This is a genomic window from Streptosporangium sp. NPDC004631 (assembly GCF_053601935.1).
Map to the genome: position 1 here is coordinate 22,558 of NZ_JBSGCR010000033.1, position 26,936 is coordinate 49,493.

Genomic DNA, 26,936 nt, shown 5'->3' on the forward strand with positions numbered 1-26,936 from the left:
CGGCAATCCGGCGAGCCCGCGCCTGGACGCTTGAAGTCATGCCTTGACGAGGGGAAGCGCCATATGAAGGCGGAGGAACGCTGGCAGGCCAGGTTCCGAGCGCCACGCGTGACGCTGCCCGTGTGGGCGCGCCACGCCCCGGCCCGGGCCGTTTACCGCAGCAACGCCTCCGGCGCGTGGGAGATCTACACCTGGGATCGCTCGACAGGCATCACCCGCCAGGCGACCGCCCGGCCCAAGGGCACCTCGCACGGCACCATCGACCCCACCGGCCAGTGGATCTGGTGGTTCTCCGACACCGCGGGCGACGAGTGGGGCGGCTGGACGCGTCAGCCCTTCACCGGCGGCCCCGACGAGCCGATCGACCTGGAACCCGGCTTCCCCACGGGGATCGCGCTGTCCACGGCGGGCGAGGCGGCGATCGGCATGGCCAGGCCCGGCGAGGGCTTCAAGATCTATGTCATCCGGCCGGGCGAACCCGCGCGCGTGATCTACGAGCACACCGAGGCCGCCTCCGTGGCGGCCATGTCCCTGAACGGCTCGCTGATCGCGATCAGTCACAGCGAGCACGGCGACTCCCGTCACCCCGCGCTGCGGGTGCTCCGGCCGAACGGCGCCACCGTCGGCGACCTGCACGACGGCCCGGGAAAAGGCGTCCTCGGCCTGCGCTTCGCGCCTCTGCCCGGCGACCGCAGGATGCTCACCCTGCACGAGCGCCGGGGCCGCAGGGAGCCGCTGGTATGGGATCCGGAGAGCGGCGACCAGCGGGAGATCTGGCTGCCGGACTCCGGTGAGATCACCGCGGACTGGTACGACGACGGCCGCGCGCTGCTCCTGGTGCGGGCCAAACGCGGCCGTACCCACCTGCACCGCTACGACCTCGCGGGCGGCAGGCTCTTTCCGATCGACACCCAGCACGGCATGATCGACTCCGCCGCGCCCCGGCCCGACGGCTCGGTGGAGTACTCCTGGTCAAGCGGCGCCCACCCGCCGGTGATCCGGTCGACCAACGGCCACGTGGTCATCAACCACGGCGGGCCGACCTCTCCGCCGTCGGTCCCGGTCGAGGACGTGGACGTGGAGGGCCCGGGCGGGCGCATCCACGCCCTGGTGTCGCGCCCCGCGCGCGGCTCGGGGCCGTTCCCGACGGTCTTCCTGCTGCACGGCGGGCCGACCTCGCAGGACGACGACTCCTTCCTGCCGCAGGTGGCCACATGGGTGGACCTCGGCTTCGCGGTCGTGCGGGTCAACTACCGGGGCTCCACCGGCTACGGCTCCGCCTGGCGAGACGCCCTGAGCGGCGAGGTCGGGCACATCGAGCTGGCCGACGTGGCCGCCGTCCGGGAGACCATGATCGACCGCGGTGTCGCCGACCCGGACCGGCTGGTGCTGTCCGGCGCGTCCTGGGGCGGCTACCTCACACTGCTCGGCCTGGGCACCCAGCCCAAGACGTGGGCGGTCGGCATCGCCACCGCGCCCATCGCCGACCACCTGTCCACCTACCGGGAGGAGACCGAGTCGCTGCGGGCCTACCACCGCGCACTGCTCGGCGGCTCGCCGGACGAGCAGCCGGAACGCTACGCGAACTGCTCGCCGATCACCTACGTCGACCAGGTCGAGGCGCCGGTGCTGATCCTGGCCGGGGAGAACGACCCGCGCTGCCCCATCGGGCAGATCGAGACCTACGTGTCCAGGCTCGCCGAGCGCGGTCACGAGCACGAGGTCTACCGCTACGACGCGGGGCACGGCTCGCTGGTCGTCTCCGAGCGGATCGCCCAGATGTCGGCCCAGCTCGACTTCGCCCGCAAGCACATCAAGACGGAGGGCTGACCGCCTCCGGCGCCCCGCGCGACCCGGCGCCCCGCGCGCGCCGACCCCGGAAACACCCCCACCGCCCCGGAGACCCGATCGGCGCCGGTGGGCGGCGCGCGGCCCGGCGAACGCCCGTGACCGCGGGGCCGCCGGGCGCGCGGAACCACGACCTATCGGGCGCGCAGGACCACGATCGCCAGGTCGTCCGCGCTCGGCTCGGGGGCGAAGTCCTGCACGGCCCGGCGGATCCGCTCGGCGACCGCACGGGCCGACAGCCCCACGCACTCGGCGAGCAGCTTGGCCAGTCCCCCGTTGTCGTCGAGCAGCCGGCCGTCCTGGCGCCGCTCGGTCACCCCGTCCGTCACCGCGAGCAGGACGTCGCCGGGGTCGAGGTGGACGAGCTCGGCCTTGAAGGTCGCCTCGGGGAAGACCCCCAGCAGCGACTGGGAGGTCACCACGGTCTCCACGGCACCGCTGGGCCGCAGCCGCAGCGCCTCCGGGTGGCCGGCGGAGACCGTCCAGAGGTCCAGCCCCGTCGGCACGGGCTTGATCTCCCCGTGCAGCAGGGTCAGGAACCGGGCCCGGTCGCCCTCCTCCAGGATCGCCTGGTTGAGGCGGTCGAGGACGGCCGCCACGCCGTACCCCTCCCTGGCGAGCAGGCGCAGGGTGTGCCGGGCGAGGCCGGTGACCGCGGCGGCCTCGGGGCCGGTGCCGCAGACGTCGCCCACCGCGAACCGCCAGAAGCCGTCCCCGGCCGCGAACAGGTCGTAGAAGTCGCCGCCGACCTCGTTGGTCTCACCCGCGGGCTCGTAGACCACGGCGGAGTCGAGCCCCGGGATCTCGCCGGGCTCGTCGGGGGGCAGCAGACTGCGCTGGAGCGCCTGGTTGGCCGCCGCCTGGGTGGCGTAGAGCCGGGCGTTGTCCATGGCCAGGGCGGCACGGCGGCCGATGTCCTCGGCGTACTGGAAGACGTCCTCGGCGAAGCGGTCGGGGCGCCCCAGGCACATCACCCCGAGCGCCCGTCCCCGGGCGAGGAGCGGGATCACCAGCATCTGCGAGTCACCGAGCTGCATGGAGCCACCGGCCTGGGGTATCCGGACCGTGGCGAGTTCCTCCCGTAGTCCGTCGATGCGCCGCTCGTCGGTGTGCCACAGGTAGGCTGGGCGCTGCGGGCCGCCGCCGTCGCTCCAGGTGTAGACCGCGCACCAGGTGGCCAGCCGGGGCACCACGATCTGGGAGATGATGGCGGGCACCATGTCCGGGTTGAGGGTCCCCGCGAGCAGGTCGCTGGCGTCGGCGAGGAAGCCCATCCAGATCGGCCCGCGGCTCGGCTCCTCGGTGGACCACTCCGCGGCCTGGCGCTCGGCGGATCCGGGCAGCCAGAGCCTGGCCCAGTGGGTCCGCCGCTGCCCGGTGAAGGTGACGCCCCACTCGTCCACCGGCACGGTGGGACGGCTGGGTGCCCTGTCGGAGGTGTTCCGCTGCCGGACCTCGACCTGGAGGCCGTCGCCCAGGTGGTTCCAGATCACCTCGAACGGCACGCCGGTCGCCGCCTGTGCGGCGAGCTCCCCGGCGAGCGACTCGGCGGCGGACATCACGGACACGGCGGCCCAGGCGGTCATCACCTCCCTGGTGAACCGCCTGGCGGCGGGGACGGCCGTGTCTCCTGGGGCGAATGTCGCGGCCAGCACGGCGCGGGGAGCATTGGTCATTGTTCCGTGCCTACCACACTTCACGCTGACATGGGGTAAATCGAAGGCGGGACTCGGAGTTGCGCACCGTGACAGACTGGGATGACTCGCGGCTGCGCCCCCCGGGAGTCAAGGAGGTCTCATGACCACGGCCAACACCGTGTCCGGCGTCGAGGAGCGGCGTTACACCGAATCGGACCTGCAACCGATTCTCCAGACACTGATCACCTGGCGCGACGGTGACTTCCGTCGCCGGGTGCCGCATGCCCCGCCGGGGATCCTGAGCGAGATTCGCCTGCTCCTCAACGAGCTCGCCGACCGCCGCGAGCACCTCGCCAACGAGCTTCACCGGGTCCGCCGCGAGGTGGTGCGGGAGGGGCGGTTCGGCGAGCGCCTCACCCCGGGCCCCGGGGTGGGTTCCTGGGCCGAGAGCGTCGACTCGGTGAACGCGCTGATCGACGCCCTGGTGGGGCCGGTCAGCGGGGCGGCGGACGTGATAGACGCGGTGGCCAAGGGGGATCTGTCCCGCAGGATCGACCTGGATCGCAGCGCCCGGGGCGAGGTGCGCCGTCTCGGCAAGGCGATCAACGGCATGGTCGACCAGCTCTCGCTGTTCACCTCCGAGGTGACGCGCGTGGCCCGCGAGGTCGGCACCGAGGGACGCCTGGGCGGCCGGGCGAACGTGCGGGGCATGTCGGGGAGCTGGCGTGACCTCACCGAGGCGGTGAACACCATGTCCAGCCGTGTGTCCGCGCAGGTCCGCGACATCGCGCTGGTCACCACCGCGGTCGCGAAGGGCGATCTGAGCCGCAAGGTCACCGTCGACGCGGTCGGCGAGATGTTCGAGCTGAAGAACACCGTCAACACCATGGTCGACCAGCTGTCGGCGTTCGCCGAGGAGGTCACCCGGGTGGCCCGCGAGGTCGGCACCGAGGGTGAGCTGGGCGGCCAGGCGCAGGTGCGCGGCGTCTCCGGTGTGTGGAAGGACCTCACCGACAACGTCAACTTCATGGCGGGCAACCTGACCACCCAGGTCCGCGCGATCGCCTCGGTGGCGACGGCGGTGGCCCAGGGCGACCTGTCCAAGAAGATCACCGCCGATGCCCAGGGGGAGATCCTCCAGCTCAAGGACACCCTCAACACCATGGTGGACCAGCTGTCCATGTTCGCCGACGAGGTCACCCGGGTCGCCCGCGAGGTCGGCACCGAGGGCCAGCTCGGCGGCCAGGCCCGCGTCCGAGGCGTCTCCGGCGTCTGGAAGGACCTCACCGACAACGTCAACTCCATGGGCAACAACCTCACCTACCAGGTCCGCAACATCGCCGAGGTCACCACCGCCGTGGCGAACGGCGACCTCACCCGCAAGATCGACGTGGACGCCCAGGGCGAGATCCTCGCCCTCAAGACCACCATCAACACCATGGTCGACCAGCTCTCCTCCTTCGCCTCCGAGGTGAGCCGGGTGGCCCGTGAGGTCGGCACCGAGGGGCAGCTCGGCGGTCAGGCGCAGGTGCCCGGTGTGTCGGGCACCTGGAAGGACCTCACCGACAACGTCAACGTGATGGCCAACAACCTGACGACCCAGGTCCGTCAGATCGCGGCCGTGTCCACCGCGGTGGCCCAGGGCAACCTCTCCAAGAAGATCACCGCCGACGCCCAGGGGGAGATCCTCCAGCTCAAGGACACCCTCAACACCATGGTGGACCAGCTGTCCATGTTCGCCGACGAGGTCACCCGGGTCGCCCGCGAGGTCGGCACCGAGGGCCAGCTCGGCGGCCAGGCCCGCGTCCGAGGCGTCTCCGGCGTCTGGAAGGACCTCACCGACAACGTCAACTCCATGGCCAACAACCTCACCTACCAGGTCCGCAACATCGCCGAGGTCACCACCGCGGTCGCCAACGGCAACCTCACCCGCAAGATCGACGTGAACGCCCAGGGCGAGATCCTCGCCCTCAAGACCACCATCAACACCATGGTCGACCAGCTCTCCTCCTTCGCCTCCGAGGTCACCCGGGTCGCCCGCGAGGTCGGCTCGGAGGGCAAGCTGGGCGGCCAGGCCCGCGTCGAGGGCGCCGAGGGCATCTGGAAGCGGCTCACCGAGAACGTCAACGAGCTGGCGGGCCGCCTCACCACCCAGGTCCGCGCGATCGCCGAGGTCACCACCGCCGTCGCCAGGGGCGACCTGACCCGCTCGATCACCGTCGACGCCGAGGGCGAGATCGGCGAGCTGAAGGACAACATCAACACGATGGTGTCCAACCTGCGCGACACCACCACGGCCAACCAGGAACAGGACTGGCTGAAGTCCAACCTGGCCCGGATCTCCCGGTTGATGCAGGGCCACCGCGACCTGATGGAGGTCGCCAAGCTGATCATGAGCGAGCTGACCCCGCTGGTCTCCGCGCACTACGGCGCCTTCTACCTCGCCGAGCCCACAGGCGACCACGACCTCTACCTGATCGCCGGGTACGGCACGCGCGCCGGCTCCCGGATCCGGAGACGCTTCGCCACGGGCGAGGGCATCGTGGGGCAGGCCGCGCTGGAGGGCAGGGGAATCCTCCTGCAGGACGTCCCGGCCCGCTACCTGACCGTGGACACCGGTCTCAGCAGCTCCGTCCCGGCGCAGATCGTGGTGCTGCCGATCCTGTTCGAGACCCAGGTTCTCGGCGTGCTGGAGCTGGCCTCCTTCCGGGAGTTCAGCGAGATACACCACGACTTCATGAACCAGCTCGTCGAGACCATCGGCGTCACGATGAACACGATCATCGCCAACTCCCGCACCGAGGACCTGCTGACCGAGTCGCAGCGCCTCACCACCGAGCTTCAGGAGCGTTCCGACGAGCTCCAGCGCCAGCAGGAGGAGCTGCGCCGCTCCAACGCCGAACTGGAGGACAAGGCGGCGCTGCTGGCCAAGCAGAACCGGGCCATCGAGATCCAGAACTTCCAGATCGAGCAGGCCCGCCGTACGCTGGAGGAGCGCGCCGAGCAGCTGGCGGTCTCCTCGCGCTACAAGTCCGAGTTCCTGGCCAACATGTCCCACGAGCTGCGCACCCCGCTGAACAGCCTGCTGGTGCTGGCCAAGCTGCTCACCGAGAACGCCGAGGGCAACCTCACCCTGCAGCAGGTGGAGTTCGCCAGGACCATCCACGGCGCCGGTTCGGCCCTGCTCCAGCTGATCAACGACATCCTCGACCTGTCCAAGGTCGAGGCCGGGCGGATGGACATCCACCCCCAGCAGATCTCCCTGTCGAAGTTCGTCGACTACTTCGAGTCCACCTTCGCCCCGCTGGCCCAGGACAAGGGGCTGTCGTTCGCGGTCGAGGTGGACCCGTCGGTCCCGCAGGAGCTCCGCACCGACGAGCAGCGCCTGCAGCAGGTGCTGCGCAACCTGCTCTCCAACGCGATCAAGTTCACCCCCAAGGGCGAGGTACGGCTACGCGTCGTCCACGCCCCGCAGACCGTCGCCTTCGTGGACGACACCCTGCGCGGCGCCGACGGCATCCTGGCCTTCGAGGTGGTCGACACCGGCATCGGCATAGCCGCCGACAAGCTGGAGGTCATCTTCGAGGCGTTCCGCCAGGCCGACGGGACCACCAGCCGCAAGTACGGCGGGACCGGCCTGGGCCTGTCGATCTGCCGGGAGATCGCCCGCCTGCTCGGCGGTGAGATCCACGTGATCAGCGAGGTCGGCCAGGGCAGCACCTTCACCCTGTACCTGCCGCCGTCCTACGTCGGCCCGCTGGCCGCACGCGACGGCGGCGCGGCGGCGCCGAACTCCCTGCCCCGCAACCGGACGATCGTCGGGGTGCTGGAGGAGGCCGGCGACCTGCCGGAGGCGACGATGCCGGAGGAGGTGCCGATCTCGCACTTCCCCGAGCACGACGTCCAGCCCTGGAAGGGCGAGGATCCGCTCACCGGGGCCAAGATCCTGATCGTGGACGACGACATCCGCAACGTGTTCGCGCTGACCAGCGTGCTGGAACGGTACGGCTCCACGGTGGTCTACGCCGAGAACGGCCGGGAGGGCATCGAGCAGCTGGAACGGAACGAGGACGTCGCCCTGGTGCTGATGGACATCATGATGCCGGAGATGGACGGCTGGGCCACCACGTCCGCGATCCGCCGGATGCCGCAGTTCGCCGATCTGCCGATCATCGCGCTTACCGCTAAGGTCATGCGAGGCGACAGGGAGAAGAGCATCGCCTCAGGCGCCTCCGACTACGTACCCAAGCCCGTGGACGTCGACCGTCTGCTGGAACGTCTGCGCGGCTGGCTCACCCGGGGCAGGCCGGCGGACGACTCCAACGAAGGGGCGCGATAGATGGCGGAGCGAGCCAAGATCCTCCTGGTCGACGACCGGGAGGAGAACCTCATCGCGCTTGAGGCCATCCTCAGCTCACTCGACCTGGTGCCCGTCCGGGCCAGGTCGGGTGAGGAGGCGCTGAAAGCCCTGCTCAACACGGAGTTCGCGCTGATCCTGCTGGACGTGCGGATGCCCGGCATGGATGGGTTCGAGACCGCCTCCCACATCAAGCGGCGCGAGCGCACCCGCAACATTCCGATCATCTTCCTGACGGTGGTGGACAGCGCCCCCGACTACGCCTTCCGCAGCTACGCGGCCGGTGCGGTCGACTATCTCACCAAGCCGTTCGACCCCTGGGTGCTCCGGGCCAAGGTCGCGGTGTTCGTCGAGCTCTACAACATGAACCGCCGCCTGGCGGAGCAGGCCGGGATGCTCCGCGAACGTCTGACCGCCGAGTTGCCCCCCGGCGACGCCGGCGACCAGGCGACGGTCCTCCCCGAGCTGTCGAGACGGCTCACCGCGGTCGAGGACGAGCTCTCCCGGGTCGTCGAGCTGGCCCGCAAGACCAACGACCCGAGCCTCACCGGGCCGCTCTCGGACCTGTCCCACCGTCTCGGTCACCTCCGCGCGGGCTTCGACGCCCTCTCCTGACGGCTCGTGGGGCCCGGGGCCGACACGTCACCGGAGAGGTCTAACGACGGGCCCGCTCCAGGGCGTCCCAGAAGCCCCGGCGCAGCGCGTGACGGACCTCGTCGTGCAGCAGGAAGTCGATCGGCAGGGAGGAGCCCTGCAGGAGGCGGGCCTCCAGGTCGGACGGCATGCGGGGTTTACGGGCGAGGACGGCTTCCAGCCACAGGGCGGGGGCGTCCTTGGCGACGGACTCGCCGAAGTCGTGGCCCTCCTTGTGCGCGGCCTTCACCGCGTCGGAGAGGGTGGGCGTGCCACCGGGGGCGTTCTGGGCCGGCACGGGGGCCGGCTGGGGGCCGGTGTAGACGCCGAGCTGGCCCGTCTGATAGCCGGGGGTGCCGCCGGTGTTCCCCTGGCCGTACGGCGGGGCGGGCGGCAACGGGCCGGTCGGCGGGATCGACGAGCCCCGGGGGCCGGAAGGACCCGGGGAACCGGTGGGGGTCGGGGAACCGGGAGGGTTCGGGGCGGTGGGCGGCGGGGCCTGAGGGGCCGGGGGCTGCGGCGGCTGGGAGGCCGGCGGGGCGGGGGCGTCCCGGGAATAGCTCGAATAGGCCGACAGGGCGGGCTGGGAGGGGGCGGGCCGGGACTGCCGGGTCTCCTGGGCGGGGGCCAGGGGTGGGGCGTTGTGGCCGGGGGAGGCCGTGACCTGACCGTTCGCGGTGGGCTGGTGGCCGTTGGCCAGTGCCGGCGACTCCCCCACACCGTTGATCAGGTTGACGTACGGCCGCAGGTGGCCGACGGTGATCTCGATCAGGTCGTCGCACTCCTGGCGGAGCGAGCGGGACACGGCCCAGCCGCCGTCGGCGGCGATGTGCACGACGGTGACGCGGACGCCGAGGTCCTGGGCGTCGCAGACGACCTGCGCCAGGTCCTCGTCACCGCTGACCACCACCGCGTCGCAGACCGCGCCGCTGCGGGCCAGGGTCATCAGGTCGCGGTGGACCTGGGCGTCCACCCCCTCGCGGCGTCCCGGGCGGATGCGTGACAGCCGGAGTTTGAGGCCGGGGATGTCGGCCAGCGCTTCGTGCTCGGGGGTGCGGCGGCCCTCGACGGTCGCCTCGTACCAGTAGCAGCGGAGCAGCGGCAGCCCGGTGCGCTCCTTGGACATACTGTTGAGCAATTTGAGCAGACCTGGGTAATCCCACGAGACCACTTCGCGATGGCGGGTGCCGTGCACAGCCATCGCACCGTCGGCAAGCAGGTAGCCAGCGTCCACGAAAAGCGCGCAGCGATCCACGCGACACCGCCCTTCCTCCGTGGCCCTGCCCTTCCCGGCTCGTAAAAAGCCCGGAAGAACTTCTGAGAGACCAGCCGACGGCCCTGTCTCAGGGTAATCAAGCAACTGATCGCCTGAGGGTGAATCCCGACGATTCGACCGGCGCGTGACCATGGGCCGAAGTCTTCACCCAGACCGTACCAGTTTGTCCCGTTCGTAAGGCCGTGCCGGCGGGCCCGGTCCGCGCCTCCGCCCGCTCCCGGCTCCTCCAGGATCGCCCTAACCTTGTTGCCATGAGCGATCGTGAGAACCTGCTGACCGAGATCAAGCGCAAGGGCGTCGTGCACGGCCGTGTCGTCCTCTCCTCCGGCATGGAGGCGGACTTCTACGTGGACATGCGCCGGGTGACCCTTGACGGGCAGGCGGCGCCGCTGGTGGGCCGGGTCATGCTGGACCTCACGGAGGATCTCGACTACGCCGCCGTCGGCGGGCTGACCCTGGGGGCCGACCCGGTGGCGGCCGCCATGCTGCACGCGGCGGCGGCCCGGGGCCGGGCCCTCGACGCCTTCGTGGTCCGCAAGGCGCAGAAGGCGCACGGCATGCAGCGCCGGATCGAGGGACCGGACGTGGCGGGACGGCGGGTGCTGGTGGTGGAGGACACCTCCACCACCGGCGGATCCCCCCTGACGGCGGTGGAGGCGCTGCGCGAGGCGGGGGCCGAGGTCGTGGCGGTGGCCACGATCGTGGACCGGGGGGCCGCGTCCGCGATCGCCGGGGCGGGCCTGCCGTACCTGACGGCCTACGGTCTTCAGGACCTGGGTCTCGCCTGAGGAAACCGGGGAGAGCCCGCGCGGCCGGTCACCCGCGGACGGCGGTGAACTCCTGGCGTTCGCCGGGCTCGCCGGGGGCGCGGGACACGCCGTTCACCTCGACGCGGACGGCGGCGGAGTCGGCCAGCACCACATCGATCTTGGGATCGAAGAACCGGACCTGCTCGTCCTTGACCATTTCCCGGTTGAGCAGCACGTCGCCCCCGGTGATCCTGAGGAAGACCGTGGGGCAGCGCTGCCGCGGGCACCGGACGAGGATGGTGGGGACCCGCTCGGTGGAGAGAGACGCGGCGGGCGGCGTGGTGACGGCCGCGAAGGGGACGGGCCGCCGCGGATCGGGGCTGAGCGACCCGGTCAGGGAGAGCCCGCCGATCACGACCATGGCGACCGTCGTCAGCACCGCCAGACCCGCGAGGACAAGGCGGGCGATACCCATCGGATCAGACCTGTGGCGCCCCACATTGTGGAGGGTAGCGGCTGATCATGAAGTTCTACGACCCACCGGTGAGACCGGTCAGCGCTGGACGTCGCCGCCCGAGGTGGCGGGGGGCGCGCTCCGGTGGTGCTTGCCCTGCGGCTCGGGAACGCCGGAACCGCCGTTCCTACGGCCCTTCACGACCTCCCGGATGATCGGGATGACGGAGAGCAGAATGATCACCATGGCGCCGGGCAGAATGTACTTGTCGATGTTCGGCACCGCCGAGCCGACCAGGCGGCCGAAGATCAGCAGACCGTCGGTCCAGATGACGCCGCCGACGCAGTTCCACAGGAAGAACCGCTTGCGGTCCATGCCGAGCATGCCCGCGACCGGGTTGAGGAACGTCCGAACAATCGGGATGAACCGGGCGAGCACCACGGCTCTGGCCGGGCCGAACCTCTGGAAGTAGTGCTCGGCCTTCTCGACGTACTCCCGCTTGAAGAGCTTGGAGTCGGGCCGGTCGAACATCCTGCGGCCGTACGTGGCGCCGAGGTGGTGACCGAGCTGGGCGCCGACGATGGCGCAGACGGGGGCCAGGACCAGCAGCAGGGGGAACGACAGCGGCTTGAGGCCGGGGATGGCCTGCGCCGCCTCGGGGGTGCTGAAAACCCCGGCGGCCACGAGCAGCGAGTCGCCGGGAAGGAAGAAGCCGAGCAGCAGCCCGGTCTCGGCGAAGATGATGCCGAGTACGCCGACGGTGGCGAACGGGCCGAGCAGGCCGAGCCACCACTTGGGATCGAGGAGATTGTGCAGGAGGTCCATCGGCGTGAAGCCTACCCGTGCCCGAGACCTCACATCGATATCTCGCACGGCTCGGAGGGTTGCCCGGCATGCCGGTCCGGGAAGGAACCCGAGATACTGGACAACGGGCTGCGCCCGTAAGAGCCCCGTGCCAGCTGTTCACAGCCGTCTCCAGGGAGATGACACATGCCTATCGCGACTCCAGAGGTCTACGCCGAGATGCTCGACCGGGCCAAGGCCGGTGAGTTCGCCTATCCGGCGATCAATGTGACCTCGTCCCAGACCCTCAACGCCGCGCTCCGGGGTTTCGCCGAAGCGGAGAGCGACGGCATCGTCCAGGTGTCGACGGGCGGGGCCGAGTTCCTGTCCGGCACCACCGTCAAGGACATGGTGACCGGTGCGACGGCGCTGGCGGAGTACGCCCGGGTCGTCGCCGCCAAGTACCCCGTGACGGTCGCGCTCCATACCGACCACTGTCCCAAGGACAAGCTTGACGGTTTCGCGCGACCGCTGATCGACATCTCACTTGAGCGGGTGGCGCGCGGGCAGGACCCGCTGTTCCAGTCGCACATGTGGGACGGCTCCGCCGTACCGCTGGAGGAGAACCTGGAGATCGCCCAGGAGCTTCTGGACAAGTGCGCCCGCGCGAAGATCGTCCTTGAGGTGGAGATCGGTGTTGTCGGCGGCGAGGAGGACGGCGTCGTCGGCGAGATCAACGAGAAGCTCTACACCACCGCCGAGGACGCCCTCGCGACCGCCGACGCCCTGGGGCTCGGCGAGCGGGGCCGCTACATGCTCGCGGCGACCTTCGGCAACGTGCACGGCGTCTACAAGCCGGGCCACGTCAAGCTCCGCCCGGGCGTGCTGAAGGAGATCCAGGAGGCCGTCGGCGCCAAGTACGGCAGGGAGAAGCCCTTCGACCTGGTCTTCCACGGCGGTTCCGGCTCGCTGCTTGAGGAGATCCACGAGGCGATCTCCTACGGTGTGATCAAGATGAACATCGACACCGACACGCAGTACGCCTTCACCCGCCCGATCGCCGACCACATGTTCAGGAACTACGACGGCGTGCTCAAGGTGGACGGTGACGTCGGCAACAAGAAGACCTACGACCCCCGTTCGTACGGCAAGGCCGCCGAGACGTCCATGGCCGCCCGGGTCGCCGAGGCGTGCCGGCACCTGAAGTCCGCGGGCACCAGGCTCACCTGAGGGCCGGTCGGCGAACCCCTCCCCTCCGGGGGCGCGCCTCCGGAGGGGAGGGGGCGATCTTGGCCTGCCCCCGGTATACCGGGTAGGACTATCCCTATGGAATCGCACGAGAACCTCCTCGCCGGTCCGCCGCCCACCCGGCTACCGGATCTGCCCGAGGCCCGAGAGGCGCTGGAGTCCGGCGCCCACCCATCCGACGTCGCCGCGCGTTTCCCGGCCTATCCGGCCGCCTGGGCCGCGCTCGCGGACGAGTCCTTCGCGTCGGGACACGCCGTGACCTCCTACGCGTTCGCCCGCACCGGCTACCACCGCGGCCTGGACCAGCTCCGCAGGGCCGGTTGGAAGGGACACGGCCCGATCCCCTGGGACCACGCGTCCAACCGGGGGTTCCTGCGCTGCCTGCACGCGCTGGGCCGCGCGGCTCAGGCCATCGGCGAGAAGGAGGAGGCCGAGCGCTGCCAGCAGTTCCTGAAGGACTCCAGCCCCGAGGCCGCCGCTGAGCTGAACGGCCGCTGAGACCGGGGTCCCCCCTCCGCCACGGGGGGCGATCCCCATTTCCGAGCAGGTCGGGTATTCTCACCACGCAAGAGCCCCTGCCGCGATTGCGTCAGGGGCTTTGGTTTTTGCGGTGGGAGATTAGCGATGCCGGCTGTCGTTCTCGTTGGTGCCCAGTGGGGCGATGAGGGCAAGGGTAAGGCGACCGACCTACTCGGCGACCAGGTCGACTACGTCGTCAGATACCAGGGTGGCAACAACGCGGGGCACACGGTCGTCATCGGCGACCAGAAGTACGCGCTGCACCTGCTCCCGACGGGAGTGCTCTCCCCGAACGTCATCCCCGTGATCGGCAACGGCGTCGTCATCGACCCGGGTGTGCTGCTGAGCGAGATAGAGGGGCTGGAGGCCCGGGGCGTCTCCTCGGAGCGGCTGCTGATCTCGGCCAACGCGCACCTGATCATGCCTCACCACAAGGCCATCGACAAGGTCAGCGAACGCTACCTCGGCAAGGCCAAGATCGGCACCACCGGCCGGGGCATCGGCCCCGCCTACGGCGACAAGATCTACCGGATGGGCGTGCGGGTCCAGGACCTGCTCGACCCGGGCATCCTGCAGCAGAAGATCGAGGTCGCCCTGGGTGAGAAGAACCAGATCCTCACCAAGATCTACAACCGCCGGGCGATCGACGCCGGCAAGGTCCTGGAGGAGTATCTCGGCTACGCCGAGCGCCTCAAGCCGCACATCGCCGACACCTCGCTGATCCTGAACACGGCGCTGGACGAGGGCAAGGTGGTGCTGCTGGAGGGCGGTCAGGGCAACCTGCTCGACATCGACCACGGCACCTACCCGTTCGTCACCTCCTCCTCGCCGACGAGCGGCGGCGCCTGCTCGGGCTCGGGCATCCCGCCGACCCGGCTCACCGGCGTGATCGGCATCCTCAAGGCGTACACCACCCGTGTCGGCTCCGGCCCGTTCCCGACCGAGCTTGAGGACGAGATGGGCGACTGGCTGCGCACCACCGGCGGCGAGTACGGGGTGACCACCGGCCGCAACCGCCGCTGCGGCTGGTTCGACGCGGTGATCGCCCGTTACGCCGCCAGGATCAACGGCGTCACCGACTTCTTCCTCACCAAGCTGGACGTGCTGTCGGGCCTGGAGCGGATCCCGGTGTGCGTCGCCTACGAGGTGGACGGCGTCCGTCACGACGAGATCCCGATGACGCAGACCGACTTCCACCACGCCAAGCCGGTGTACGAGGAACTGCCCGGCTGGCAGGAGGACATCTCCGGCGCCAAGTCCTTCGAGGACCTGCCCGTCAACGCGCAGTCCTACGTGAAGGCCCTGGAGCAGATGAGCGGCGCCCGCGTCTCGGCCATCGGCGTCGGCCCCGGCCGTACTGAAACGCTCCAGATTCACCCGTTGATCTGACCCCGTCACCCGCGAGGTTCGCGTCCGGCCGCCCCCCGGACGCGAGCCGTGCGGGAAAATCGGGACGCGAGGTCGGTAAGGTCCCTGTGTGCATGCCGAGATTCATGGTCACAGGGGAGCCCGCGGGCTCCGGCCGGAGAACACCCTGCCCGGTCTCGCCCACACGCTGGAGCTGGGTGTCGACGCGCTGGAGTTCGACGTCGCGCTGACGGCCGACCGGCGGCTGGTGCTCACCCACGACCTGACGGTGTCGGCGGTGACCAGCGCCGACACCCGGCCGGCCGTTCCGTACGACCCGCTCTTCCCCTACGTGGGCAGGGCCGTCGGCGAGCTCACCCTGGCGCAGCTGCGCACCCTCGACTGCGGGGTACGGCTGCCGCGCCACCCCGGCGACCGTTTCGCCGCGACGCAGGTGCCGGTGCCCGGCGCCCGCATGCCGACGCTCGGGGCCGTGCTGGGACTGGTGGACGCCTACGGCGCCGACGGCGTGCGGATGCACGTCGAGCTGAAGTCGGATCCGACGAGGCCCGAGCTCAGCGCCGACCCCCACGAGTTCACCGAGCTGGTGGTCGCCGAGCTCGACCGGCACCGCAGACTCGGCGGGGCGGCGATCCTCAGCTTCGACTGGCGGATCCTGGACGCGGCCCGCTCACTGGCCCCGGCGACCCCGCGCTACGCCCTGGTGGAACGCGCCACCATGGACGGCGCCTGGTTCAACGGCCTGCGACTGGAGGACTTCGACGGTGACCTGCCGGCGGTCGCGGCGACGGCCGGGGGCACCGCCCTCTCGCCCGACCACGTCCTGATGGACGAGGAGCTGGCGTGCCGGGCGGAGAAGGCGGAGCTGCCGGTGGTCGTCTGGACGGTCAACGAACCCGGCAGGGCCGCCGAGATGCTCGATCTCGGGGTGGCCGGGATCGTCACCGACTACCCCGACCGGATGCGCGCCCTGTGGGCCGAGCGGGACATGCGCCTGCCCGCCCCGGTGACCTACGAGCCCGGGATGAGCTGAGCGCGGGGCGGGTTCGGGCGCGGGGGCCCGGGCGTGGGCTGAACACAGGGGCGCGTATGGGCGCGGGGGGCCGGGTGGGCTGAGCGCGGGGGCCCGGTGCGCCGTACGGGCCCCTGGAGCGCCGGGGAGAGGGAGGGCTCCGCTCTCCCCGCGGGGCCCGTGCGGGTCACATCCAGCCGTTGCGGCGGAAGCCCCGGTAGAGCAGCGAGCAGACGATCACCATGACGGCGACCACGATCGGATAGCCGAAAACGGAGTCGAGTTCGGGCATGTGGGTGAAGTTCATGCCGTAGACCCCGGCGATCATCGTGGGGACGGCCATGATGGCGACCCACGAGGAGATCTTCCGCATGTCCTCGTTGGCGAGCGCGTTGGAGCGGGCGAGTGCCGCCTGCAGGATGGAGTTGCAGAGCTCGTTGGAGGAGTCGACCTGCTCGCAGACGCGGGCCAGGTGGTCGGCGACGTCGCGGAAGTACTCGCGCATCTCCGAGGGGATCATGCGGCGCTGGGCCAGCGTGGCCAGCGGCGACTGGAGCGGGGTGACCGACCGCTTCATCTCGATCATCTCGCGCTTGAGGTTGTAGATCCGGCCGATGTCCCGGGCGCTGACGTCGGCGAAGACCATGGCCTCGACGTCCTCAAGCTCGGTCTGCATCAGGTCGGCCACGGTGAGGTACTTGTCCACGACGTGGTCGGCGATCGCGTGCAGCACCCCGGTCGGGCCGCGGTTGAGGAGCTTGGGCTTGTCCTCCAGGCGCTCGCGCACCTCCGACAGCGGGCAGTGCCCGCCGTGCCGTACGGTCACCACGAAGTCGGGCCCGACGAAGACCATGATCTCGCCGGTGCCGATGATCTCGCTGGTGGCGGTGAGCACATCGTGGTCGAGGTAGGCGACGGTCTTCAGGACCATGAACAGCGAGTCGCCGTACCGCTCGACCTTGGGGCGCTGATGAGCCTTGACGGCGTCCTCGACGGCGAGCGGGTGCAGGGCGAAGACCTCGGCCAACCACTCGACCTCGGGGGCGTCGGGCTCGTGCAGGCCGACCCAGACGAAGGCGTTGTCCTTCTCCTCGGCGTTGTGCTCGCGCTTCTCGGCGGCGTTGTGCTCGCGGACCAGCTCCAGGGCGTCGGTGATGCCCAGAGCCTCGATCTTCTTGCCGTCGATGTAGGCGGCGTACTCGACGAGCGAGTCGCTCGGCGGGACGCACGGGGTGTTCATCCGGTCACGGACCGGAACGGCGGCGGCGCGCGGCGCACGGACCGCACGGACGTGCTTGATACGGGGAAAAAGAAGCGAAGAGCGCATGGCGAGCCTTTCCCGCCCGACCTGGCGCTGCCCACGCGCGACGCGATGTCACCTCAGTTCGAACGGGAATGCGCGTGGGGCCGGTCGGACACCGGTGTGAAGTGGTCGAGGGCGCGCACGGAACATGTGCGCGAGCACGTACTGCTGGGATCACCAGAGGACATCTCCAACCACCTCCAATCGGCACGGGACAGGCAAAGCAGCCCAAAGGTAGCACAGGGCTGGGGAACGTCCCCCCAGGATACTCCCGCCCCGAGAGGCGATCATGCATACTCGGCGAAATTAGCGCCCTTTTTACGGCTGCATTCACCGTTTCGACATAGTGCGTCCATAGAACCGGAGCCACCGGAGCTAAAGACGGCCGGAACAAACGCGGCCGGAGTTCCGGAGATTCGAACGGATACCCGAACGGAGACCCGGCGCGCGGACGCCGCCCTTTCTCCGTCCACAACCTGTGGACGGGCGGGCGACCGGCGGCCGATAGGCTCTGGCGAGTGCGCGTTCTTGTGATTGGATCCGGCGGGCGTGAACACGCCCTGTGCCGGTCGCTGGCGGCGGACCCCCAGGTCACCGAGGTTCACTGTGCTCCGGGCAATGCGGGCGTCGCCCAGGTCGCGACCCTGCATCCGGTGGTCGCGACCGACCCGGCCGCGGTCACCCGGCTCGCCGGGGAGCTCGGAGCCGACCTGGTCGTGATCGGCCCCGAGGCCCCGCTGGTCGCCGGGGTCGCGGACGCGGTCAGGCGGGCGGGCATCCCCTGCTTCGGGCCGTCCGCCGAGGCCGCCAGGATCGAGGGCTCCAAGTCCTTCGCCAAGGAGGTCATGACCTCGGCCGGCGTGCCCACCGCGCGGTCCCGCACCTGCGTCACGCCCGAGGAGACCGCGGCGGCGCTGGAGGAGTTCGGCACGCCGTACGTGGTCAAGGACGACGGGCTGGCGGCGGGCAAGGGCGTGGTGGTCACCGACGACCGGCAGGAGGCGCTCAAGCACGCGGCGACCTGCGGGCGCGTCGTCGTCGAGGAGTTCCTCGACGGCCCCGAGGTGTCGCTGTTCGCGCTCTGCGACGGGTCCACCGCCGTGCCGCTCCAGCCTGCCCAGGACCACAAGCGCGCCTACGACGGCGACCTGGGCCCCAACACCGGCGGCATGGGCGCCTACACGCCCCTGCCCTGGGCGCCGGCGGACCTCACCGGCCGGGTGATGGTCGAGACCGTCATCCCGACCGTGAACGAGCTGGCCAGGCGCGGCACGCCGTACACCGGGGTGCTCTTCGTGGGGCTGGCCCTCACCTCGGCGGGCCCGAAGGTGATCGAGTTCAACGCGCGGTTCGGCGACCCGGAGACCCAGGTTGTGCTCGACCGGCTCCAGACGCCGCTCGCCGGCCTGCTGCTCGCCTGCGCGACCGGGACGCTCGGCGGGTTCGGGCCGCTCTCCTACCGCGAGGGCGCCGCGGTGACCGTGGTGGTCGCGGCCGAGAACTACCCCGGGGAGCCGGTCAGGGGCGACGTCGTCGAGGGGCTCTCCGACATCGCCGGGGACGACGCCTACGTGCTGCACTCCGGGACCGTGTTCGACGGCGACCGTGTCGTCTCCGGCGGCGGGCGGGTGCTCAGCGTGGTCGGCACCGGCCCCGACGTCGCCGCCGCGCGCGCGGCGGCCTACCGGGCGGTCGGCCGCGTCCGCCTGCGCGGCTCGCACCACCGCACCGACATCGCCGGACGCAGCACCTGACCGACAATTCGGCCGACGAGGGACGTAGCACCTGATCGGCGTGGTGCGATAGGCCCGGGGAGATCTTCCCCGTCCCGGCCGCTCCCCCACGGAGGAACGATGTCGCTCAACCACCCGGTGTCCCTGGAACGGATCGGCGACACCGGGGTACTGCGCTGGCCGGGCACCTGGCGGGTCTACGTGGCCACGCGCTGCGAGGAGATCCGGGCCGACGCCGAGCGCGCCCTGACCATGCGCGACGAGGCGGGTCAGCTCGTGTCCGTGGGCGAGGGCATCGGCACGCACCTGGCCCGCGCGGAGTCCTACGCGAGGGCCAGGCACGGCCTGCGGCGCTGGCTGACCGGCCAGGCCATCGAGGGTGCCTGGTCGAACGTCAACAGCGCGACCGTAATGCTGTACGGCGTGCTGCCGACGGCCGAGCTGCGCGGCCGGGGCCCCGAGGTGGTGGCGATCGGCCGGGCCTACCTGCCCGGTGACGACCCCCGGCTGACGCAGCTCCAGGCGAGGCTGTCGGCCGGGGACATGGGCGAGGACGACAGGCCGCTGATGCAGTCGGTGCTGCGGGCCGCCTACACCGCCCAGGCGATGGAGACCGGCCGGGTCCGCAACTTCCGCAACCTGCTGCTCGGCGGGGTGTTCATGCTGAGCCTGATCGTGGTGGCCGTGGTGGTCACCGGCGCGATCTGGCCCGACGCCATCCCGATGTGCGGAAACCAGGCGGTGATCCAGCCCCATGGGCTGCTGCCCGCGCAGATCTGCCCGACCGGGGGCCGCAGCCCCGGCCACGGCGACGTCCCCCTGGTCGCCCTGATCGGCGTCCTGGGCGCCGCCCTGGCCACGGCGGCCTCGCTCTCCAGCCGCTCCGAGCTGTCCACCCGCTACTCGCTGGCGGTGGTGCAGAACCTGCTCAAGGCACCGGCCGGGGTGGCGACCGCCGTGCTGGGCCTGCTGATCCTGAACTCGGGTTTCGTCCCCGGCTTCACCGGGCTCGCCTCACAGCCCGCGATCCTGGTCTGGGCCATGGCCTTCGGGTACGGCCAGCAGGTCGTCACCCGCTTCGTCGACCAGCGGGCCGACTCCCTGCTGTCGGCCGCCTCCCCGCTGACGCCCGCGGGCCGGGGCTCCCGGGCCGGGTGAAACACCCGCGGGCCCTCCCGCGGAGGCGATCGCGTGGAGGCTTCGGGGCGACTGAGTAATCGGTCACCCATGGGGTGGTTCCCGCACGAAGTGGCCGGTTCGGGGGCATCCAACGGCTAGTGTTGGCCGACGACCTCCGGCTGCCGCCCCCGCAGTACGAATAGCAACCCCACCCCCAAGGAGCATGACGCATGGTCCGTTACCGCGTGCGCGGTGGCAACCCCCTCCGTGGAACCGCCTTCATCCAGGGTGCCAAAAACGCCGTGCTGCCCATGATCGGTGCGGCGCTCCTGGCGGCCAAGGGCCGCACGGTGCTGCGCAACGTCCCCATCATCGAGGACGTACGCCGCGCGGTGGAGCTGGCCGAGGCGATCGGCGCCAAGGTCGAGCTGCACGAGGCGGAGCGCACGCTGGTGATCGACGCCTCCTCACTGCGGAGCCCGGTGCTGCCCGCCGAGATCGCCCGCCGCTTCCGGGGGTCGGTGCTGTTCGTGCCCGCGCTGCTGCACCGTCTCGGCGAGGCGGTCATCGAGGGGGTGGGCGGCTGCAACCTCGGCAGCCGAAACCTCGACTTCCACTACCTGGGCTACAAGCGGCTGGGCGCGGTCGTGGACGAGGGCGACTCCGTCATCCACGTCAAGACGGCCGGCTTCACCGGCGCCACCCTGTACCTCGACACCCCCTCGCACACCGGCACCGAGAACCTGATCATGGCGGGCGCCCTCGGGCGCGGCACCACCGTGATCGAGAACGCGGCGCTGGAGCCCGAGGTCCTCGACGTGATCGAGATGCTGACCCGGATGGGCGCGAGGATCAGCGGCGGCGGGACCGGGTTCATCACCGTGGAGGGCGTGGAGGAGCTCCAGGCCGTCGAGCACACCGTGATGCCCGACCGCCTGGACGCGGGCGTGTTCGCCATGGCCGCGGCCATCACCGGTGGCGAGGTCAACCTGGTCGGCGCGGACCTGGACCACCTCGGCGTGGTCCGCTACAAGCTGGAGCAGATGGGCGTGGAGTTCGCCGACCACGGCGCGGTGCTCCACGTGCGCCGGGACCGCCCGCTCCGCCCGATCAACGTGATCACCGACACCTATCCCGGTTTCGCCACCGACCTGCAGTCGCCGATCATGACGGTCGCCTGCCTGGCCGACGGCGCCAGCTACATTCACGAGCGCATCTTCGACGGCCGGTTCGCCCTGGCCTCCGAGCTGAACAAGATGGGCGCCGACATCGAGGTGAAGGAGAACAGCGCCGTCGTCCGCGGCGCGACCCCGCTCACCGGAACCGACGTGACCGCGCACGACCTCCGCTCCGGAATCGCCCTGGTCCTCGCCGGTCTGGCGGCCGAGGGGGAGACCGTGATCGGCTCGGGATATCTCATCGACCGGGGTCACGCATATCTCGCCGAGCGTATGCAGGCGCTGGGCGCGGATGTGCGCCGAGAGATTTCACCATCATAATCAACCGGTTTCAGTCCCCCAAAAACCACTCTGACCTGTGTAAACACTAGGAGTCAGGGTTTAGACCGTGGGTTCCTCCAAGAATTAACGGCAAAACGGGCGTGACATTACGGCCCCCGCAAGCGATCGTTCCAAAAGAGAGCCGAAACAGACGGACGGCAGGATGGGACGAACATTGGTCGAGCGGGCCGAAGAAACTCCACGAGTGTCACGCCCAGGTGCTATGACACCGGACCTCACTATCGGTGTGGTGGGCCCCCATGATCTTGTGGAGCGAGTGATGCTTATGGGACACGCGGCGGCACCCCTGCCCTGTCGCCTGGTAGCCGCTGCCTACCGGGACGAGCAGGAAGCCGCCGACAAGGTAACCCGCCTGGGAGCGGGGGTGGACGCATGTCTGTTCGCCAGCCCGGTCCCCTACGATCTGGCACGGCGTTCGGGGGTGCTGACGATGCCCGCGACCTATGTCCAGCTCGGCGGCGCCGCACTGATCGCCGCGCTGGCCAGGGCCGCACTGGACGAGCGGATAGACCCGCGAAGGGTCAGCGTCGACGTGCTGAACAGGGCCGACGTCGAGGAGGCGTACGCCGATCTCGGCCTGCCCTCCGGGGACGTACACAGCCGTGACGAGCCGGGGGCCACCGGCACGATCACGGCCTTCCACGAACGGCTGGCTCGCCAGGGCCACACCAGCGGGGCGCTGACCTGTCTGCCGGCGGTGGCCGACCGCCTGCAGACGTCCGGGGTTCCGGTGGTCAGGATCCGCCCGACCTCGGCGGCGGTCCGTACGGCGCTGCACACGGCGGCCCTGCTGGGAGCACACCACCGGCTGGAGGAGTCGCAGCTCACCGTGGTCCTGGTGGAGGTGCCCACGCTCCGTGAGCCGGTGCGCCGGGCGGCGCCGCGCTACTGGCGCGACGAGCTCCGGCTGTCCCTGCACCGGCTGCTGGTGCAGGAGGCCAACCGGATCAACGCGTCGGTGACCGCGGTCGACGACCACAGCTACATGGTCACCGCGACCCGCGGTTCGGTGGCCACGGCCACCGAGGGCTTCCGGGTGCTGCCGTTCGCGGCCCGGGTGCGGGACGAGCTCGGGCTGGCGGTGGAGGTGGGGGTCGGCATGGGCCGTACCACCCACGACGCCGAATCCCACGCACGGGCCGCGCTGGCGCGCACGCAGGCGGGCAAACAGGCCCAGGGCTTCGCGGTGGACCGGGAGGGCCGGGCGCTGATCCCGGCGCCCCGGATGCCTCCGCAGGGCGGGGCGCTGAAGCCGAAGGGCGTGGAGGTGCTGTCCCGGCTGGCGGCCAAGTTAGAGGGCGGGGACACGGTGGTGGACGCGGAGAACGCCGGCAAGATGCTCGGCGTCACCCCGCGTACGGCACGGCGGCTGCTGCGCACGTTGGTCGACGAGGGACTCGCGTGGCCGCTTCCGCCGAACCGCACCCCGCAACCCGGCCGGCCACGCCAGCTCTACCGGCTGATCGTGGAGAAACTCAGCGGTCGCTGAGGGCCTCCCAGGCCGCCTCGCACGCCGGAGGTGGCCTGTGGGCCCTGGACGGGCACCGTGTGTCCGGGGGCCGCCCCGCGGGGCGGCCCCCGGACACGCCGCGGAGACCACCGGAACGAGGGGTCTCCGCCTCCCGTGTCTCACGGCCGGAAACCCACCGGCGGAGCAGGGGCCGTCTCATGGTCGGAAACCCGCTGGCGGAGCAGGGGGCGCAAACGGATATCGTCATGAGCTATGGCGCACGACACTCCTGACAATCGCACATCGCCCCTCGTGTGGGGAGCGCTGGCGATCGTGTACGTGGTGTGGGGATCCACCTACCTCGCGATCGCGATCGTGATCGAGACCATGCCGCCGCTGATCAGCGGGGCCATGCGCTTCGTCACGGCCGCGTCGCTTCTCGGCGCCGTGATCCTGTTCCTCAGGGGGCGGCGGGCCTTCCGGATGACCTGGAAGGAGTTCGGCGGGGCCGCACTTGTGGGAGTGCTCCTGCTGACCTTCGGCAACGGCCTGGTCTCGCTGGGCGAGCAGCACATCTCCAGCGGGCTGGCCGCGCTGCTGGTGGCCTCCGTACCGCTCTGGCTGGTGATCTTCAGGGTGGTCGCGAGGGACAGGCCGAGACCGCTGACGCTGACCGGGGTGCTGGTCGGGTTCGGCGGCGTCGCGGGGCTGTCGCTGAGCGGCGGGGGCGGCGCCTCCGGCGGGCCGGGGATCACGATCATCCTGCTGGCGTCGCTGTCGTGGTCGATCGGCTCGTTCCTGTCCTTCTCGATCCCCATGCCCGCCGACCCCTTCGCCGCGAGCACGGTCGAGATGGCCGTGGGCGGCCTCGGACTCCTGCTGACCAGCAGGATCGCGGGCGAGCATCTCGACCTCGCGGCCGTCTCCGGACGGTCGTGGGCCGGGCTGGCCTACCTCGTCGTGATGGGCTCCCTGGTCGGCTTCACCGCCTACATCTGGCTGCTGGGCAAGGCCCCGATCTCCCTGGTGTCCACCTACGCCTACGTCAACCCCGTCGTGGCGGTCGTGCTGGGCGCGATCGTGCTGAGCGAACCGGTCACGGGTTCGATGGTCGCGGCGGGCGCGGTGATCGTCATAGGCGTCGCCCTGGTGGTCTCCACAGAACGCCGGAAAAAGGCGCACACCGCCGAGGAGGAACCCGCCCCCGTGTAGAACCCGGCCCCGTCGAATCTGCGACGGAGGCGGGGTCAGGCGCCCTTGAAGGCGGCGGCGACGGCCAGGAAGGTGTCGTTGGCCTCGGGGGTGCCGATGGAGATCCGGGCGCCCTCGCCCGGGAACGGCCGTACCGCGACGCCCTCGGCCGCGCAGGCCCCGGTGAAGTCCGTCGTGCGCTCGCCCAGGCGGAGCCAGACGAAGTTGGCCTCGGTGACCGGCACCGTCCAGCCCTGGGCGACCAGCGCCTCACGGACCCGGCCGCGCTCCTTGACCACGAGGTCCACCCGCTCCAGCAGTTCCTCCTCGGCCGCGAGCGAGGCGACCGCGGCGACCTGGGCGAGATGGTTGACCGCGAAGGGCACGGTCGTCTTGCGGACGGCGGACGCCACCGGCTCCCCGGCGATCAGATAACCCACCCGGAGCCCGGCCAGGCCGTACGCCTTGGAGAACGTGCGCAGCACGGCCACGTTCGGCCGGTCGCGGTAGACGGTGACCCCGTCGGCGACGTCGGTGTCCCTGACGTACTCCTGGTACGCCTCGTCCAGGACGACCAGCACGTCCTCCGGAACCCGGTTGAGGAAGGCCTCCAGCTCGGCCCGGTGGACGACCGTGCCGGTGGGGTTGTTCGGGTTGCAGACGAAGATCATGCGGGTCTGGGGCGTGATCGCGTCGGCCATGGCGTCCAGGTGGTGCGTCTCACCCAGGAGCGGGACCCGCACCGAGGTCGCCCCCGCCAGGTCGGCCAGGAGGGGGTACGCCTCGAAGGACCTCCAGGCGTAGATCACCTCCGCGCCCGGCTCGCTCACCGTCTCGAAGAGCTGCTGGGCCACCGTCACCGAGCCCGCGCCGAGGGCGACGTGCTCGGGCGGCACACCGTAGCGGTCGGCGAGGGCGTTGGTCAGGCCGGTCGCCCCCGGGTCGGGGTACAGGTGGATGTCGGACGCGGCCTTGGAGATCGCCTCGACCACCGAGGGCAGCGGCCCATAGGGAGATTCGTTCGAGGACAGCTTGTAGGACCGGCCGTCGGCTGACACCACGGCCTTGCCCGCCTTGTACGGGGGCACCGTGTCCAGAATCGCGCGGAAACGAGGCATGGCCTTACCTTACGAGGAGCGTTCAAACCGAATAGCACCCGGGAACCCCGAAGGGCACCTCACACCCCTCGCTCGACCGGCGGCCCCCTGGTCTCGAACGTCCCCGGTGTCGCGGGGGCGAGCCGGTCCGGGTCTCCGCCTCAATGCCGGTGACGCGGGTTCGGCGGGGTCTTCAGGGGTGGGTGATCCCGGTCAGCAGGTTGGTGACGAGGGCTTCGGCGAACTCGTCGGTCAGCGGCTGGTCGGGGATGAGGAGCCGGTGGTAGCAGGCGCCCCAGAGCTGGTCGACGACCACCTCGGGGTCGACGTCGGCCCGCAGTTGACCGCGGCGGGTGGCCCGCGTCAGGGCCTCGACGGCCAGGGCCCTGCGCGGGGCCGAGTAGCGCTCGCGATAGACGGCCGACAGTTCGGGGTCGGTCTGGGCCTGGCCGATGAGCTCCGGCATGACGCGCCCCGCCCGCGTGTCGCGCATCAGGTGGACGAAGGCCCGCACCTGGGTGGTCAGATCGGCGGCGATGTCGCCGGTGTCGGGGAAGGCCAGGGTGGTGCCGACGACGCTGAAGTAGCCGTCGAGCGCCAGCGCCCCCCTGGAGGGCCACCACTTGTGAAGCGTCACCCTGCTCGCGCCCGCGAGGGCCGCGACCTTCTCGATGGTGAAGCCGGCCATTCCCTCCGCGAGCAGGAGTTCACCGGCCGCCCGCAGGACCTCGCCGCGCACCTCGTCGGCCGGGCGCCGCCCGCGTCCCCGGCGGACGGGCTGGGGAGGCTGTGTCACGATCTACCTCCGGGAAACATATGGACACTGTGTTCATGATCATATATATGTACATAGTGTACACATATTGTGGGGAGGGAGCCGATATGAGCACTGCGTCAGCCCGCGTCGCGATCGTCACCGGAGGCTCGCGCGGCATCGGCCGCCAGGCGGCCGAACGCCTGGTCGCCGACGGTTTCGCCGTCGTGGTCAACTACGCGGGCAACCGGATCAAGGCCGACGCGGCGGTCGCCACCATCACCGAGGCGGGTGGCCGGGCGATCGCGATATGCGCCGATGTCGCCGACGAGACGGCGGTGGCCGCACTGTTCGACACGACCGAGAACGCCTTCGGCGGCGTCGACGTCGTCGTGCACGCCGCCGGCACGATGCACCTGTCCCCGGTGGCCGACCTCGACCTGAACGCCATGGACCGCATGCACCGCACCAACATCCGCGGCACCTTCGTGGTGAATCAGCAGGCCGCCCGCCGGCTGCGCGGAGGCGGGGCGATCATCAACTTCTCCTCCTCGGTGATCGGCCTGGCCCTCCCCGGATACGCGGCCTACGCGGCTGCCAAGGGCGCGGTCGAGGCCATGACCCTGATCCTCGCCCGCGAGCTGCGCGGGCGCGACATCACCGTCAACGCCGTCGCCCCGGGCCCCACCGCCACCGAGCTCTTCCTGAACGGCAAGGACGAGAAGACCGTCGCCAAGATGGCCGCCCAGCCGCCGCTGGAGCGCCTGGGCACGCCCGCGGACATCGCCGAGGTCGTCGCCTTCCTCGCCGGCCCCGGCCACTGGGTCAACGGCCAGGTGATCCGCGCCAACGGCGGCATCGTCTGACCCGTCCCGCCCCCTCAGG

Annotated in this window: 21 protein-coding genes; 14 read left to right on the plus strand and 7 right to left on the minus strand. The window is 70.7% G+C overall.

The features are described 5' to 3' along the window. The first annotated feature begins 63 nt into the window (after positions 1 to 63). Complete coding sequence (locus ACWEF2_RS26325; RefSeq protein WP_453819013.1) at positions 64 to 1,830, plus strand: prolyl oligopeptidase family serine peptidase; 1,767 nt, start codon at positions 64 to 66, stop codon at positions 1,828 to 1,830. Between the two features lie 152 nt (positions 1,831 to 1,982). On the opposite strand, the gene ACWEF2_RS26330 is transcribed toward ACWEF2_RS26325, so the two are convergent. After that, on the minus strand, positions 1,983 to 3,524 hold the full coding sequence (locus ACWEF2_RS26330; protein WP_453819014.1) for a PP2C family protein-serine/threonine phosphatase: 1,542 nt from the start codon (positions 3,522 to 3,524) through the stop codon (positions 1,983 to 1,985). A gap of 121 nt (positions 3,525 to 3,645) precedes the next feature. Between ACWEF2_RS26330 and ACWEF2_RS26335 the strand changes: the two genes are divergently transcribed. Both ACWEF2_RS26335 and ACWEF2_RS26340 read left to right on the plus strand, forming a co-directional pair. After that, positions 3,646 to 7,824, plus strand: a complete 4,179-nt coding sequence (locus tag ACWEF2_RS26335; protein ID WP_453819015.1) for a HAMP domain-containing protein — start codon at positions 3,646 to 3,648, stop codon at positions 7,822 to 7,824. Continuing rightward, positions 7,825 to 8,457: a response regulator gene (locus tag ACWEF2_RS26340; protein WP_453819016.1), complete on the plus strand. Its 633-nt coding sequence runs from the start codon at positions 7,825 to 7,827 to the stop codon at positions 8,455 to 8,457. Positions 8,458 to 8,497: 40 nt separating this feature from the next. Here ACWEF2_RS26340 and ACWEF2_RS26345 read toward each other — a convergent pair whose 3' ends face one another. Further along, entirely contained in the window at positions 8,498 to 9,730 is a 1,233-nt protein-coding gene (locus ACWEF2_RS26345) for an NYN domain-containing protein (RefSeq protein WP_453819017.1), read from the minus strand. Positions 9,731 to 10,002: 272 nt separating this feature from the next. On the opposite strand from ACWEF2_RS26345, the gene pyrE reads away from it, so the two are divergent. Next, on the plus strand, positions 10,003 to 10,539 hold the full coding sequence (gene pyrE, locus ACWEF2_RS26350; RefSeq protein WP_453819018.1) for an orotate phosphoribosyltransferase: 537 nt from the start codon (positions 10,003 to 10,005) through the stop codon (positions 10,537 to 10,539). Positions 10,540 to 10,567: 28 nt separating this feature from the next. On the opposite strand, the gene ACWEF2_RS26355 is transcribed toward pyrE, so the two are convergent. After that, positions 10,568 to 10,975 carry a hypothetical protein gene (locus tag ACWEF2_RS26355; RefSeq protein ID WP_453819019.1) on the minus strand — a complete coding sequence of 136 codons (408 nt, stop codon included), beginning with the start codon at positions 10,973 to 10,975 and terminating at the stop codon, positions 10,568 to 10,570. A gap of 78 nt (positions 10,976 to 11,053) precedes the next feature. Further along, a complete protein-coding gene (locus ACWEF2_RS26360) occupies positions 11,054 to 11,779 on the minus strand; it encodes a DedA family protein (RefSeq protein WP_453819020.1) in 726 nt (241 codons plus the stop codon). 165 nt (positions 11,780 to 11,944) lie between these two features. Between ACWEF2_RS26360 and fbaA the strand changes: the two genes are divergently transcribed. The 4 genes from fbaA (at position 11,945) to ACWEF2_RS26380 (ending at position 15,905) form a co-directional block, all read left to right on the plus strand. Further along, positions 11,945 to 12,967 (plus strand): class II fructose-bisphosphate aldolase, encoded by a 1,023-nt coding sequence (gene fbaA, locus ACWEF2_RS26365; RefSeq protein WP_453819021.1) that lies wholly within the window; start codon positions 11,945 to 11,947, stop codon positions 12,965 to 12,967. Between the two features lie 96 nt (positions 12,968 to 13,063). Then, the gene (locus ACWEF2_RS26370) at positions 13,064 to 13,483 is read left to right on the plus strand and encodes a DUF3151 domain-containing protein (RefSeq protein WP_453819022.1); all 420 of its coding nucleotides are present in this window, start codon (positions 13,064 to 13,066) and stop codon (positions 13,481 to 13,483) included. Between the two features lie 126 nt (positions 13,484 to 13,609). After that, complete coding sequence (locus tag ACWEF2_RS26375) at positions 13,610 to 14,893, plus strand: adenylosuccinate synthase (protein WP_453819023.1); 1,284 nt, start codon at positions 13,610 to 13,612, stop codon at positions 14,891 to 14,893. Positions 14,894 to 14,981: 88 nt separating this feature from the next. Continuing rightward, a complete protein-coding gene (locus ACWEF2_RS26380; RefSeq protein ID WP_453819024.1) occupies positions 14,982 to 15,905 on the plus strand; it encodes a glycerophosphodiester phosphodiesterase family protein in 924 nt (307 codons plus the stop codon). 166 nt (positions 15,906 to 16,071) lie between these two features. On the opposite strand, the gene corA is transcribed toward ACWEF2_RS26380, so the two are convergent. After that, complete coding sequence (gene corA, locus ACWEF2_RS26385; protein WP_453819025.1) at positions 16,072 to 17,211, minus strand: magnesium/cobalt transporter CorA; 1,140 nt, start codon at positions 17,209 to 17,211, stop codon at positions 16,072 to 16,074. A 494-nt stretch (positions 17,212 to 17,705) separates the two neighbouring features. On the opposite strand from corA, the gene purD reads away from it, so the two are divergent. The 5 genes from purD to ACWEF2_RS26410 all read left to right on the plus strand — a co-directional run bounded on the left by purD (position 17,706) and on the right by ACWEF2_RS26410 (position 24,221). Next, positions 17,706 to 18,941: a phosphoribosylamine--glycine ligase gene (gene purD / locus ACWEF2_RS26390; RefSeq protein ID WP_453819026.1), complete on the plus strand. Its 1,236-nt coding sequence runs from the start codon at positions 17,706 to 17,708 to the stop codon at positions 18,939 to 18,941. 99 nt (positions 18,942 to 19,040) lie between these two features. Next, positions 19,041 to 20,078 carry a hypothetical protein gene (locus tag ACWEF2_RS26395; protein ID WP_453819027.1) on the plus strand — a complete coding sequence of 346 codons (1,038 nt, stop codon included), beginning with the start codon at positions 19,041 to 19,043 and terminating at the stop codon, positions 20,076 to 20,078. Between the two features lie 191 nt (positions 20,079 to 20,269). Continuing rightward, on the plus strand, positions 20,270 to 21,538 hold the full coding sequence (gene murA / locus ACWEF2_RS26400) for a UDP-N-acetylglucosamine 1-carboxyvinyltransferase (protein WP_453819028.1): 1,269 nt from the start codon (positions 20,270 to 20,272) through the stop codon (positions 21,536 to 21,538). 223 nt (positions 21,539 to 21,761) lie between these two features. Continuing rightward, the gene (locus ACWEF2_RS26405; protein WP_453819029.1) at positions 21,762 to 23,048 is read left to right on the plus strand and encodes a GTP cyclohydrolase IIa; all 1,287 of its coding nucleotides are present in this window, start codon (positions 21,762 to 21,764) and stop codon (positions 23,046 to 23,048) included. A 234-nt stretch (positions 23,049 to 23,282) separates the two neighbouring features. Then, positions 23,283 to 24,221 carry an EamA family transporter gene (locus tag ACWEF2_RS26410; protein ID WP_453819030.1) on the plus strand — a complete coding sequence of 313 codons (939 nt, stop codon included), beginning with the start codon at positions 23,283 to 23,285 and terminating at the stop codon, positions 24,219 to 24,221. A gap of 35 nt (positions 24,222 to 24,256) precedes the next feature. On the opposite strand, the gene hisC is transcribed toward ACWEF2_RS26410, so the two are convergent. Then, entirely contained in the window at positions 24,257 to 25,318 is a 1,062-nt protein-coding gene (hisC, locus tag ACWEF2_RS26415; protein WP_453819031.1) for a histidinol-phosphate transaminase, read from the minus strand. Between the two features lie 172 nt (positions 25,319 to 25,490). Further along, positions 25,491 to 26,093, minus strand: a complete 603-nt coding sequence (locus ACWEF2_RS26420) for a TetR/AcrR family transcriptional regulator C-terminal ligand-binding domain-containing protein (RefSeq protein WP_453819032.1) — start codon at positions 26,091 to 26,093, stop codon at positions 25,491 to 25,493. Between the two features lie 86 nt (positions 26,094 to 26,179). On the opposite strand from ACWEF2_RS26420, the gene ACWEF2_RS26425 reads away from it, so the two are divergent. Then, on the plus strand, positions 26,180 to 26,917 hold the full coding sequence (locus ACWEF2_RS26425; protein WP_453819033.1) for an SDR family oxidoreductase: 738 nt from the start codon (positions 26,180 to 26,182) through the stop codon (positions 26,915 to 26,917). Positions 26,918 to 26,936: the final 19 nt, after the last annotated feature.

What these genes read in the sequence shown, in the direction of transcription:
- ACWEF2_RS26325 (WP_453819013.1), top strand. Translation starts at nt 64, where the DNA reads ATGAAGGCGGAGGAACGCTGGCAGGCCAGGTTCCGAGCGCCACGCGTG.
- ACWEF2_RS26330 (WP_453819014.1), bottom strand. Translation starts at nt 3,524, where the DNA reads ATGACCAATGCTCCCCGCGCCGTGCTGGCCGCGACATTCGCCCCAGGA.
- ACWEF2_RS26335 (WP_453819015.1), top strand. Translation starts at nt 3,646, where the DNA reads ATGACCACGGCCAACACCGTGTCCGGCGTCGAGGAGCGGCGTTACACC.
- ACWEF2_RS26340 (WP_453819016.1), top strand. Translation starts at nt 7,825, where the DNA reads ATGGCGGAGCGAGCCAAGATCCTCCTGGTCGACGACCGGGAGGAGAAC.
- pyrE (WP_453819018.1), top strand. Translation starts at nt 10,003, where the DNA reads ATGAGCGATCGTGAGAACCTGCTGACCGAGATCAAGCGCAAGGGCGTC.
- ACWEF2_RS26355 (WP_453819019.1), bottom strand. Translation starts at nt 10,975, where the DNA reads ATGGGTATCGCCCGCCTTGTCCTCGCGGGTCTGGCGGTGCTGACGACG.
- ACWEF2_RS26360 (WP_453819020.1), bottom strand. Translation starts at nt 11,779, where the DNA reads ATGGACCTCCTGCACAATCTCCTCGATCCCAAGTGGTGGCTCGGCCTG.
- fbaA (WP_453819021.1), top strand. Translation starts at nt 11,945, where the DNA reads ATGCCTATCGCGACTCCAGAGGTCTACGCCGAGATGCTCGACCGGGCC.
- ACWEF2_RS26370 (WP_453819022.1), top strand. Translation starts at nt 13,064, where the DNA reads ATGGAATCGCACGAGAACCTCCTCGCCGGTCCGCCGCCCACCCGGCTA.
- ACWEF2_RS26375 (WP_453819023.1), top strand. Translation starts at nt 13,610, where the DNA reads ATGCCGGCTGTCGTTCTCGTTGGTGCCCAGTGGGGCGATGAGGGCAAG.
- corA (WP_453819025.1), bottom strand. Translation starts at nt 17,211, where the DNA reads ATGCGCTCTTCGCTTCTTTTTCCCCGTATCAAGCACGTCCGTGCGGTC.
- ACWEF2_RS26395 (WP_453819027.1), top strand. Translation starts at nt 19,041, where the DNA reads ATGTCGCTCAACCACCCGGTGTCCCTGGAACGGATCGGCGACACCGGG.
- murA (WP_453819028.1), top strand. Translation starts at nt 20,270, where the DNA reads ATGGTCCGTTACCGCGTGCGCGGTGGCAACCCCCTCCGTGGAACCGCC.
- ACWEF2_RS26405 (WP_453819029.1), top strand. Translation starts at nt 21,762, where the DNA reads ATGACACCGGACCTCACTATCGGTGTGGTGGGCCCCCATGATCTTGTG.
- ACWEF2_RS26410 (WP_453819030.1), top strand. Translation starts at nt 23,283, where the DNA reads ATGGCGCACGACACTCCTGACAATCGCACATCGCCCCTCGTGTGGGGA.
- hisC (WP_453819031.1), bottom strand. Translation starts at nt 25,318, where the DNA reads ATGCCTCGTTTCCGCGCGATTCTGGACACGGTGCCCCCGTACAAGGCG.
- ACWEF2_RS26425 (WP_453819033.1), top strand. Translation starts at nt 26,180, where the DNA reads ATGAGCACTGCGTCAGCCCGCGTCGCGATCGTCACCGGAGGCTCGCGC.